Origin of the sequence: Streptomyces fructofermentans (genome assembly GCF_014651055.1) — a bacterium.
Lineage (GTDB): Bacteria > Actinomycetota > Actinomycetes > Streptomycetales > Streptomycetaceae > Streptomyces > Streptomyces fructofermentans.
In genome coordinates this window covers 51,016-62,115 of record NZ_BMWD01000027.1, presented here as the reverse complement: position 1 = coordinate 62,115, position 11,100 = coordinate 51,016, and the positions used below count along the sequence as shown (strand labels likewise).

Sequence of the window (11,100 nt, the reverse complement as noted above, 5' to 3'; positions counted from 1 at the left end):
GGAGCCGGGCCACACGCCGTAGTTGCGGGGAGGGCGGGTCAGACCGAGCGGAAGGCCAGCACCACGTTGTGCCCGCCGAAGCCGAACGAGTCGTTCAGCGCCGCGATACGGCCCTCGACGGGCAGCTTGCGCGCCTCGCCCCGGACGATGTCGGCGGCCGCCTCGGCCTCGGGGTCGAGGTTGTCGACGTTGATGGTCGGCGGCGCCACCCGGTGGTACAGGGCGAGGACCGTGGCGACCGACTCCACGCCGCCCGCGCCGCCCAGCAGATGCCCGGTCATGGACTTCGTACCGGAGACCGCGAAGTGGTCCGTGTCGTCGCCGAAGACCTTGCGCAGCGCCTTCAGCTCGGCCACGTCACCGGCCGGCGTCGAGGTGGCGTGCGCGTTCACGTGCACGATCTCGGCCGGGTTCAGGTCGGTGCTGTCGAGCAGGTTCTGCAGGGCGCGCGCGATGCCGCGGCCCTCGGGCTCCGGCTGCACGATGTCGTGGCCGTCGGCCGAGATGCCCTGGCCGACCGCCTCCGCGTACACCCGGGCGCCGCGCGCGGCGGCGTGCTCGGCGGACTCCAGGACGAGGACGCCGGCGCCCTCGCCGAGGACGAAGCCGTCACGGCCGAGGTCGTAGGGACGCGAGGCGCCCTGCGGGTCGTCGTTGTTCTTGGACATCGCCATCATGTTGCCGAACGCGGCGATCGGCAGCGGGTGGATGGCCGCCTCCGTGCCGCCCGCGACGACGACGTCGGCGCGGCCGGTGCGGATCATCTCGATGGCGTAGCCGATGGCCTCCGCGCCCGACGCGCAGGCCGACACCGGGGTGTGCACACCGGCGCGGGCGCCGACGAGCAGACCGACGTTGGCCGACGGGCCGTTCGGCATGAGCATGGGGACGGTGTGCGGGGAGACGCGGCGGACGCCCTTCTCCTTCAGCACGTCGTACTGGTCGAGCAGCGTGGTGACGCCGCCGATGCCGGAGGCGATGACGGCGCCCAGCCGGTCGGGGTCGACGCCGTCGTCCTCACCGGCCGGGTCGGTGTAACCGGCGTCGGCCCAGGCCTCCTTGGCCGCGATCAGCGCGAACTGCGCCGAGCGGTCGAGGCGGCGGGCCTGCGGGCGCGGGATGACCTCGCCCGGTTCCACGGCGATCTGCGCCGCGATACGGACCGCCTGGTCGGCGGCCCATTCCTGCTCCAGGGGGCGGACACCGGATCGTCCGGCGATCAGGCCCTCCCAGGTAGAGGCTGCGTCGCCACCCAGCGGTGTGGTTGCGCCGATACCGGTGACGACCACGGTGCGATTGGTCGGGCTCACGGGAATTCTTTCTCCAACGATACGAGGATTCAGCGGCGCCACCGCCGGGTGGCGGGGCTAGCAGCATCCGGGCTGTGGGTTGGCTCAGCCCTGGTGCTTGAGGATGTACTCGGTCGCGTCGCCGACCGTCTTGAGGTTCTTGACGTCGTCGTCCGGGATCTTGACGTCGAAGCGCTCTTCGGCGGCGACGACGACCTCGACCATGGACAGCGAGTCGACGTCCAGGTCGTCGGTGAAGGACTTCTCCAGCTGGACGTCCTCGACCGGGATGCCGGCGATCTCGTTCACGATGTCGGCGAGACCGGCGACGATCTCTTCCTGAGTGGCGGCCATGTCAGGCGCTCCTTCTTGTGTTTCCAGAGGGTGTGGCGGTACTCCCGTCCGGAAAGATCCGGACGGTGTGCTTAGGGGAGGGTAACGACCGTCGCGGCGTAAACGAGACCCGCCCCGAAGCCGATGACGAGCGCGGTGTCGCCGCTCTTCGCCTCGCCGGTCGCCAGGAGCCGCTCCATAGCGAGCGGGATCGAGGCGGCCGAGGTGTTGCCGGTGGTACGCACGTCACGCGCGACCGTGACGTGCTCCGGCAGCTTGAGAGTCTTCACCATCGAGTCGATGATCCGCTCGTTGGCCTGGTGGGGAATGAAGACGTCCAAGTCGTCCGCAGTGAGTCCGGAGGCCTCCAGGGCCTCCTTGGCGATCTTCGCCATCTCGAACACGGCCCAGCGGAACACCGCCTGGCCCTCCTGCGTGATCGCGGGGAACTTGAGCTCGCCCTTGGAGTCCAGGGGGAGTTCGGAGAGTTCGCCGGCGAGGGCCTCCCCGTCGGTGCGCAGCCGGGCGTGCGTGTGGAAGACGTCCCACGGCACGGTCTGCTTGATCGTGGCGGACTTGTCGCCCTCGGAGCCCCAGACGGTCGGGCCGATGTGCGGCTCCTCGGAGGGGCCGACCACGACCGCGCCCGCGCCGTCGCCGAACAGGAAGGCCGTCGCGCGGTCCTCCAGGTCGGTGAGGTCGGACAGCCGCTCGACACCGATGACGAGGACGTACTCGGCGGAGCCCTCGACGACCATGCCCTTGGCCAGGGTCAGTCCGTAGCCGAATCCGGCGCAGCCGGCCGAGATGTCGAAGGCGGCGGCCTTCGCCGTGCCGAGCCGGTCGGCGATCTCGGTGGCGATGGCCGGGGTCTGGCTGAAGTGCGAGACGGTCGAGACGACGACCGCGCCGATCTGCTCGGCGCTGATCCCGGCGTCGGCGATCGCCTTGCCGGACGCCTCGACGGACATGGCGGCGACGGTCTCCTCGTCGTTCGCCCAGTGCCGGGTCTCGATGCCTGAGCGCGAGCGGATCCACTCGTCGGACGAGTCGATCGTCTCGAGGATGACCTCGTTGGGCACTACACGGACCGGGCGGTAGCCGCCCACACCGAGAATGCGCGCGTACGGGGCGCCCTTGCGGGCCTTGATCTTCGACATGCTCAGTCGGCTCCTTACGCGCTCAGGCGGAGGCGTGCTCGGCGACGAGCTCGCGAGCCGCGTCGAGGTCGTCGGGTGTCTTCAGCGCCAGCGTCGCGACGCCGGGCAGCGCGCGCTTGGCGAGCCCGGTCAGCGTGCCGCCGGGGCACACCTCGAGCAGCGCGGTCACGCCGAGTTCCTTGAAGGTCTCCATGCACAGGTCCCAGCGGACCGGGTTGGCGACCTGGCCGACGAGACGGGACAGGACCTCGGCGCCACCGACGACGACCCGGCCGTCCTTGTTGGACACGTACGGGACCGACGGGTCCGCCGGGGCCAGCTCCGCCGCGGCCTTCGCCAGGGCGTCCACGGCCGGGGCCATGTGGTGCGTGTGGAACGCGCCGGCGACCTTCAGGGCCACGACCCGGCGTACGCCCTCGGGCTTGTCGGCCTCCAGGGCGGCCAGCTCCTCCAGCGTGCCGGCGGCCACGATCTGGCCCGCGCCGTTCACGTTGGCCGCTGTCAGGCCGAGCTTCTCCAGGTGCGGGACGGTCGTCTCCGGGTCGCCGCCGAGCAGCGCCGACATGCCGGTCCGGGTGACCTTCGCGGCCTCGGCCATCGCCAGGCCGCGTCCGCGGACGAGCGTCAGGGCCGCGGTGTCGTCCAGGACGCCGGCGAAGGCCGCCGCCGTGATCTCGCCGACGCTGTGCCCGGCGACCGCGCCGGGGGAGGTGTCACCGAGTGCCGAGTGGGACAGGAGTCCGGCGGCGACGAGCAGCGGCTGGGCGACAGCCGTGTCCCGGATCGCGTCCGCGTCGGCCTGCGTGCCGTAGTGGGCAAGGTCGAGCCCGATGGCGTCCGACCACGCGGCGACGCGGTCGGCGGCACCGGGGAGGTCGAGCCAAGGAGTCAGGAAGCCGGGCGTCTGGGCGCCCTGGCCGGGAGCGACGAGTACGAGCACTCTCACACTCTCTCTTGTGGACGGGCACGGCCGCCCGTGGGGACAGGGACGAAGAACAGGAGGGGGAATTGTAGGTCCCCCACAAAAGCCTAGAGCTGGGGATCTCCATCGGCCAGACGCCCCAGGATCAGCGCGATCCGCAGCGTGAAGGCCGACCGTACATCGGAGGGCGACCAGCCGGTGACGTCAGTCACACGTCGAAGCCGGTAGCGCACGGTGTTGGGATGGACGAAAAGCATCCGGGCCGCGCCTTCCAGGCTGCTCGCCTGTTCCAGGTAGACACTCAGTGTCTCCAGGAGCGCCGACCCGGCCTCCTCCAGCGGTCTGTAGATCTCCTCCACCAACTGATCGCGGGCGGCGGGGTCGGAGGCGATCGCGCGCTCCGGCAGCAGATCGTCGGCCAGCACCGGCCGCGGCGCGTCCTGCCAGGCGAAACACGCCTTGAGGCCGGCCGCCGCGGCCTGCGCGGACCGGGTCGCGGCGAGCAGGTCGGGCACGATGGGGCCCGCCACCACGGGTCCGGCGGCGTACGGGCCGATCAGGGACTTGGCGACGGCGATCGGGTTGTCGCTGCCGCCGGCGATGACGACCAGCCGGTCGCCCAGGACACCGGTCAGCACCTGGAGTTTGGCGTGCCGGGCGGCCCGCCGGATGGCCTCCACGGTCAGTTCGCTGTCGCCGTCGGGCGCCGTGCCCAGCACCACGCACACGTGCTCGGGCGAGTTCCAGCCGAGGGCGGCGGCCCGGCTGACCGCGCCCTCGTCGGCCTCGCCGGACAGGACCGCGTTCACGACCAGCGACTCCAGCCGGGCGTCCCAGGCGCCGCGTGCCTCGGCGGCCTGCGCGTACACCTGGGCGGTGGCGAAGGCGATCTCCCGGGCGTACACGAGCAGTGCCTCGCGCAGCACGTTCTCGTCGCCGGGAGCGGCCACCTCGTCGATGGCGCTCTCCATCACCTCGATCGTCGTCCGCACCATCTCCACGGTCTGGCGCAGGGTGATCGCCCTGGTCAGCTCGCGGGGCGCGGTGCCGAAGACGTCCGTGGAGATCGCCTGCGGAGCGTCCGGGACCCGGAACCACTCGGTGAACGCGGCGATACCGGCCTGCGCCACGAGACCGATCCACGACCGGTTCTCCGGGGGCATGGCCCGGTACCAGGGCAGGGTCTCGTCCATGCGCGCGATGGCCTGCGCGGCCAGACTGCCGGACGATCTCTCCAGCCGCTTCAGGGTCGCGGCGTGCGCGTGGGCGGCGCGTGCTGCGCGGTCTGTGGTGCTGGCTTCGGGTTCGGGCACGGGACAAGACTGCCTCATCAGGACGCGGATGTGCGGCGCCGGGTGGCGGGTGCCCGGGGTGCGGCGGGTCTACCGTGGGGTCCGTGATGGACGTACGGCGCTCCGCGGAGCGCTACCGCGGAGGGGATCCGGCGGCCGGGATCGAGTCCCTGCACGCCTTCTCCTTCGGGCCCCACTACGACCCGGACAATCTGCGCTTCGGTGCCGTCATCGCCTGCAACGAGGAGACCCTCGCGCCCGGCGCGGGCTTCGACGAGCACCCGCACAGCCACACCGAGATCGTCACCTGGGTCGTCGAGGGCGAGCTGACGCACCGCGACACGGCCGGGCACGAGTCGCTCGTGCGCCCCGGCGACGTCCAGCGGCTCAGCTCCGCCGGCGGGGTCCGGCACGTCGAGCGCAACGCCGGGGACGTGCCGCTGCGCTTCGTCCAGATGTGGCTGGCGCCGCTGGAGCCGGGCGGCGAGCCCGCCTACGATCTGGTCCACGGCATCGCCGACTCCACCCCGTACGCGGTCCCGGAGGCGGCGGCGATGCTGCACGTGCGGCGCCTGGCACCGGGGGAGCGGACCGCCGTGCCCGACGCGGCCTTCGTGTACGCGCAGGTCGTCCGCGGGGAAGTCGTCCTGGGCGGACGGACGCTGGGTCCCGGCGACTCGGCCCGCGTGACCGACGCTCAGGACCTGGAGGCGGTGGCCATGGAGGCGGCGGAACTGCTGCTGTGGGAGATGGCCCGCCCGCGGGTCGGTCCGCACCCGTCCGACGGGGCGCCCTGAGCCGGTGCCGGGAGCGCCGCCGGCGCCCTCAGAGCTCCGCGAGGACCGCGTCCGTGAAGGCCGGCCACGCCTCGACGGCCCAGGGCCCGAACGCCCGGTCCGTGAGCGCCACGCAGGCCGCGCCGACGCCCCGCCCGTCCGACCACCGGGCGTCCGGGTCCACCCACAGGAACGTGCCGGACTGGCCGAAGTGCCCGAAGGTGCGCGGTGAGGACGAACCGCCGGTCCAGTGCGGGGACTTGCTGTCCCGGATCTCGAAGCCGAGGCCCCAGTCGTTGGGGTTCTGGAGCCCGTACCCCGGCAGGACCCCCTTGGTGCCCGGGTACTGCACGGTCATCGCCTCGGCGACCGTACGCGGGTCGAGGAGGCGGGGCCGCTGCACCTCGGCGGCGAAGCGCACCAGGTCGTCGACGGTCGACACGCCGTCCTTGGCCGGTGAGCCCTCCAGGGCCGTACCCGTCATCCCGAGCGGTTCGAGCACGGCCTGCCGCAGGTACTCGGCGAAAGGGATCCCGGTCACCTTCGCGATGTGGTCGCCGAGCTGCTCGAAACCCGCGTTGGAGTACAGCCGCCGCTGCCCGGGGGGCGCCGTCACCCGGTGCTCGTCGAAGGCGAGCCCGCTGGTGTGCGCGAGCAGGTGACGCACCGTCGAGCCCTCGGGCCCGGCCGGCTCGTCGAACTCGACGGCCCCCTCCTCGTACGCGACCAGCACGGCGTACGCCGCCAGCGGCTTGGTGACCGAGGCCAGCGGGAAGCGCCGCCCGGTCGGCCCGTGCGTGCCCCGCACGGTGCCGTCCGCCCGTACGACGGCCGCGGCGGCGGTGGGAACGGGCCAGTTCTCGATCAGGGCGAGGCTCTGCAAGGACATGGCCCCGAGCTTAGGAGACTCAGAACGTGAGGCGCATGAAGGGGTCGGGCTTGCGGGCGAAGCCCAGCGACGCGTACAGCGGCTCCGCGTCGGGCGACGTGGTGAGGTCGACCTGCGCCACGCCCTGCTCCCTGAACCACTCCACCAGCGCCTCCATGCAGGCGCGGGCGTACCCGCGGCGGCGGGCGTCCGGGTCCGTGGCCACGCTGAAGACGTAGCCGATCCGCCCGTGCGGGTTCCCCGCCCGCCCGATGCGGTACTCGACCGTCCCGACGACCAGCGCGGCCAGCGCGCCGGGCCGCCCGGGACGGTCCACGACGAAGGCCGCCAGCGTCTCCCGCGGATCGGCCAGCCGGCCGCGCAGCGTGGGCAGCGACTCCGCGTGCCAGGTGTCGGAGGTGTCCGCGCCGGCCAGGGAGTCGATCATCACCTGGCGCAGCCGGAGCAGTTCCTCGGCGTCCTCGGGCAGGGCACGGCGTACCGGAATCATGATCGGAACCGTAACGGCGGACTCCGGCGGGTGTCGCGGGATTTTCCGCCGGATCCGCTTGCTTGGAGTGCACTCCAAGGTTTTAGCGTGGAGGTCATGACGGTGATGGAGACCACGGCAACCACGGCCGACACCTGCGCGGGCCCGGAGCCGGCGGCCCGGCGTCCGGACGGCCGGGACCAGTACACGATCAGCGAGGTCGTCGCCTTCACCGGCCTGACGGCGCACACCCTGCGGTGGTACGAGCGGATCGGGCTGATGCCGCACATCGACCGCTCGCACACGGGCCAGCGCCGCTACACCAACCGCGACCTCGACTGGCTCGACCTCGTCGGCAAGCTGCGGCTGACCGGGATGCCGGTGGCCGGCATGGTGCGGTACGCGGAGATGGTGCGCGAGGGCGATCACACGTACACCGACCGCTTCGAGCTGCTGGAGGCGACGCGCAGGGACGTCCGGGAGCGGATCGCCGAGCTCCAGGACACCCTCGCGGTGCTCGACCGGAAGATCAATTTCTATGCGGACGCCGGGCGGGCCCTGGCGTCGGAGAGGTCCTGATGACGGACGGCACGCTCGCGAGGACACGGCTCGGCACCGGCGGCCCCGAGGTGGGGGTGCAGGGGCTCGGCTGCATGGGCATGAGTGCCGCGTACGGCCCGACGGACGCCGGCGAGGCGCGGGCCACCCTCGAGCGGGCGCTGGAACTGGGCGTGACGCTGTACGACACGGCGGACGCCTACGGCGCGGGCGCCAACGAGCGCTTCCTCGCCCCCTTCCTCAAGGCCCACCGCGACGAGGTGGCGGTCGCGACGAAGTTCGCGCTGACGATCCCGCCCGACGACCCGACGCGCCGGATCATCCGCAACGACGCCCCGTACGTCCGCCGGGCCGTGGAGGAGAGCCTGCGGCGCCTGGACGTCGACGTGATCGACCTCTACTACATGCACCGCCGGGACGTGGACGTGCCCGTGGAGGAGACCGTCGGCGTCATGGCCGACCTGGTCCGCGAGGGCAAGGTCAAGCACCTCGGCCTGAGCGAGGTCACGGGCGGCGAACTGCGCGCCGCGCAGCGGGTGCACCCGATCGCGGCCGTCCAGTCGGAGTGGTCGCTGTTCAGCAGGGACATCGAGGCGGGTGTCGTGCCGGCCGCCCGCGAACTGGGGGCGGCCCTGGTCCCGTACTCGCCGCTCGGCCGGGGTTTCCTCACCGGCTCCTTCGCCGACGCCGACACGGATCTCACCGAGGGCGACTTCCGCCGGCAGCTGCCGCGCTGCACGGGCTCGAACGCCGCGGCCAACGCGGCCCTGCTGGAGCCGGTGCGGGCCGTGGCCGCCGGGCACGGCGCGACGGTCGGGCAGGTCGCGCTCGCCTGGGTGCACCAGCAGGCCCTGGTCCACGGGCTCGCCGTGGTCCCGATCCCCGGCACCCGCAGCCGGACCAGGGTGGAGGAGAACACCGCGGCGACCCGCGTCGTCCTCACCGACGGCGAGATGGCCCTGCTGGAGCCGATCGCGTCGCAGGTGGCGGGCAACCGCTACGACGACATGGCGCTGACGTCGGCGGGCCGGGAGTAGCGAGGCCCGCCGCGGCACCGCGTGTCCGGACCCGCCCGGCCCGCGGTGCCCCCGCGCCTACAGCTCGGCCAGCAGTTCGGCCTTCTTCACGGAGAACTCCTCGTCGGTGACGAGTCCCGCCTCGTGCAGCTCCCCGAGGTGGCGGATGCGGTCGGCGATGTCGGCGGGGTCGCGCCGCGGCACCGAGGCCTCGGGCTTGGGCACGCCGGGCCCGGCCGCCCGCACCGCAGCGAGCACCGACGCGGCGAAGGGCAGGGACTCGTGCACCGGCCCGTAGCCGAGGCCGAACACGACGGCCGCCGGGTCCTGGTCGGCCTGCGCGGGCCGGCCCGTCGCCGGATCGCGGTGCAGGAGCCGAAGGTGCCCCTCGAAGACCTCGGGCGAGCGCCACTCCACGCCGCCGATGTCGGAGACGGCGAAGCTCTGGTCGCCGGCCTTCCACTTGGCGGAGGAGGCTCCGGTCCAGAACCACCGGAAGTGCACGGACCTGCCGTCGAAGGACGCCTTGCCGTCGTACGCCTTGAACTGCTGGGGCGCCTCGGGCGGCTGCACCAGGTAGCGCTCCGCGGGACCCGCGTCGGCGGGTGCGAGGAGCGAGCGCAGTTCGTCCGCGTAGTACTCGGCGAGCGTCTCGCGCTCGGCCGGCAGCACCAGCCGGTAGGGGTCGGAGGTCTCCTTGAGCTGTCCCGCGGCGGCCTCCATGAGAGGGTCCGCCCCCGGTCTCGGCTCGGCGCGCAGGACCACCGTCCCGCGTCTGCCGGGCGTCACAGTCACGGCCGCGATCGCGTCGAGCGGGATGCGGCGCTCACCGAGCGCCTGGAACAGCTTCGGCGTCCTGATCCCCCGTTCGAAGCGGATGAGCACGGAGTCGGACTCGAACTCCCAGGCGGCATGAAATCCGGCCAGTACGTCACCCATGCGGGCCATCGTATGCGGCATGCGCTTCCTAGTCCCCTCCCTGAGCAGACCGCACTTTCTTCGTTCTCTACGCGCGTCCGGCTCACACCGTGCCGGACAAACCCTTCCGGCACCCGTCATCCTTGTGTGCGCAGCGCACCGCGCGGTACGCGCCGATACCGATCTCGGCGAAGTTGCGCAGGCTCTCGGTGCCCGGCTCGAAATAGCCGCCGTGGCCCTTGGCGCCCTGCGCCGACAGCACCCGCGCCCCGAACGCCCTGGACATCGGATCGGCCCCGTGGCCGAGCCCGCCGACCTCCAGGTGCGGCACGTCCTGGATCCAGTCGTCCGCGTCCCGTGTGGCCCACACGCGCGCCGAGGTCCGCAGGTTCGCGGCCTTCTCGACCCGCATGCCGGGGCTGCCCGCCACCGCTATGTCGGAGACCCTGGCGGGCAGCGAGGGCGCGGCGACCCCGCAGACCACCGAGCCGTAGCTGTGGCAGTAGAGGGCCACCCGCGAGTGGCCGGGCAGCGCCCGGACCAGGGCGCCGAGACGGACCGCGCCCTCCTCGGCCCGGATGCCGGTGGCCGCGTCCATGCCGAGCCCGCTGGGCGAGGTGTAGTCGGCCCACGCGATCACGGCCGTGTGCGCCCGCGGGTCGGCCGACCGCTCCTCGTCGTACAGGGCCTTCGCCATGCCGACGGGCGCCGAGTACTGGCGTTCCGTGCGCTGGAAGGTGAGCAGGTCGGTGTCGACGCCGGGGACCACGACCGAGACCCGGTCGGCACGGTCGAGGTCTCCGAAGACCTCCGCGACCCGGCCGGGGCCCAGGGGGTCGAAGGCGAGGATGCGGCGGTCCCCGCTCATCAGCGCCTCGTACCGCTCCATCCGGCGGCCCGCGTCGCGCTGGCCGGTCGCCGAGAGCCGCTGGTCGTGCAGGCGGGTCAGTTCGACCTTGCGTGCCTGGTCGAGGGCGATGCGGTTGGCGCGGTAGCGGAGTTCGGCCGGGGCCCCGTTCATGTTGCCCACCGCGAGCGGGTAGCGGGCGGCGAGCCGGGCGCTCTGGCGCGCGTCGAGCGAGGCGAAGAAGTCGGCCAGCCGCGCGGGCGTCGTGCGGTCCAGGTCGGGCAGTCGGTGTCCGCCCATGTGGCCCCGTTCCCAGGCCGACTGCGAGGCACCGAGGGGCGTCGCCGCCCCCTGGTGGTTGCGCACGGCCGTCCAGCCGGTGGTCGCGAGCATCACGAACACCACGGCCAGCGCGAGCAGCATGCGCCAGACGTTGAGTTGCGGGGTGGAGTCGAAGGAAGTCACTGGGAGGACACACTAGGAGAACGGGGGAGGCTCGCGTTAACCGAGTGAGGCGGATCACGTTTCCCCTGGGGTAATTGGGGCAAAGCGGACCGGGTTCACGGCAGGCCTTGATGCTGTGTGCGCTGCTCCGCGCTCCCCGCGCAGGGGCCCGGCGACCGTGTGTGCG

General features: G+C 72.6%; 12 protein-coding genes. 3 read left to right on the top strand and 9 right to left on the bottom strand.

Annotated elements, in window-relative coordinates; all coding sequences use genetic code 11:
- Positions 1-38 precede the first annotated feature (38 nt).
- The 5 genes from fabF to fasR all read right to left on the bottom strand — a co-directional run bounded on the left by fabF (position 39) and on the right by fasR (position 5,017).
- Positions 39-1,310, bottom strand: a complete 1,272-nt coding sequence (fabF, locus tag IE265_RS30110) for a beta-ketoacyl-ACP synthase II (protein WP_190038893.1) — start codon at positions 1,308-1,310, stop codon at positions 39-41.
- A gap of 84 nt (positions 1,311-1,394) precedes the next feature.
- Positions 1,395-1,643: an acyl carrier protein gene (locus IE265_RS30105; RefSeq protein WP_055611752.1), complete on the bottom strand. Its 249-nt coding sequence runs from the start codon at positions 1,641-1,643 to the stop codon at positions 1,395-1,397.
- A 71-nt stretch (positions 1,644-1,714) separates the two neighbouring features.
- Complete coding sequence (locus tag IE265_RS30100; protein WP_190038892.1) at positions 1,715-2,782, bottom strand: ketoacyl-ACP synthase III; 1,068 nt, start codon at positions 2,780-2,782, stop codon at positions 1,715-1,717.
- 22 nt (positions 2,783-2,804) lie between these two features.
- Positions 2,805-3,722, bottom strand: coding sequence for an ACP S-malonyltransferase (locus IE265_RS30095; protein WP_190038891.1), 918 nt, complete (start codon positions 3,720-3,722; stop codon positions 2,805-2,807).
- Positions 3,723-3,811: 89 nt separating this feature from the next.
- Positions 3,812-5,017: a fatty acid biosynthesis transcriptional regulator FasR gene (gene fasR, locus IE265_RS30090; RefSeq protein WP_190038890.1), complete on the bottom strand. Its 1,206-nt coding sequence runs from the start codon at positions 5,015-5,017 to the stop codon at positions 3,812-3,814.
- An 86-nt stretch (positions 5,018-5,103) separates the two neighbouring features.
- On the opposite strand from fasR, the gene IE265_RS30085 reads away from it, so the two are divergent.
- Positions 5,104-5,793 carry a pirin family protein gene (locus tag IE265_RS30085; protein ID WP_190038957.1) on the top strand — a complete coding sequence of 230 codons (690 nt, stop codon included), beginning with the start codon at positions 5,104-5,106 and terminating at the stop codon, positions 5,791-5,793.
- 28 nt (positions 5,794-5,821) lie between these two features.
- Here the strand turns inward: IE265_RS30085 and IE265_RS30080 are convergent, their stop codons facing one another.
- Both IE265_RS30080 and IE265_RS30075 read right to left on the bottom strand, forming a co-directional pair.
- Entirely contained in the window at positions 5,822-6,661 is an 840-nt protein-coding gene (locus IE265_RS30080) for a serine hydrolase domain-containing protein (protein ID WP_190038889.1), read from the bottom strand.
- A 19-nt stretch (positions 6,662-6,680) separates the two neighbouring features.
- A complete protein-coding gene (locus IE265_RS30075) occupies positions 6,681-7,151 on the bottom strand; it encodes a GNAT family N-acetyltransferase (RefSeq protein WP_190038888.1) in 471 nt (156 codons plus the stop codon).
- Between the two features lie 96 nt (positions 7,152-7,247).
- On the opposite strand from IE265_RS30075, the gene IE265_RS30070 reads away from it, so the two are divergent.
- Positions 7,248-7,709: a MerR family transcriptional regulator gene (locus IE265_RS30070; RefSeq protein WP_190038887.1), complete on the top strand. Its 462-nt coding sequence runs from the start codon at positions 7,248-7,250 to the stop codon at positions 7,707-7,709.
- Positions 7,709-8,725, top strand: a complete 1,017-nt coding sequence (locus tag IE265_RS30065) for an aldo/keto reductase (protein ID WP_190038886.1) — start codon at positions 7,709-7,711, stop codon at positions 8,723-8,725. The genes IE265_RS30070 and IE265_RS30065 overlap by 1 nt, the downstream gene beginning before the upstream one ends.
- Positions 8,726-8,782: 57 nt before the next feature.
- On the opposite strand, the gene IE265_RS30060 is transcribed toward IE265_RS30065, so the two are convergent.
- A complete protein-coding gene (locus IE265_RS30060) occupies positions 8,783-9,652 on the bottom strand; it encodes a DUF4429 domain-containing protein (protein WP_229916727.1) in 870 nt (289 codons plus the stop codon).
- 73 nt (positions 9,653-9,725) lie between these two features.
- The gene (locus IE265_RS30055; RefSeq protein ID WP_190038884.1) at positions 9,726-10,934 is read right to left on the bottom strand and encodes an alpha/beta hydrolase; all 1,209 of its coding nucleotides are present in this window, start codon (positions 10,932-10,934) and stop codon (positions 9,726-9,728) included.
- Positions 10,935-11,100 lie beyond the last annotated feature (166 nt).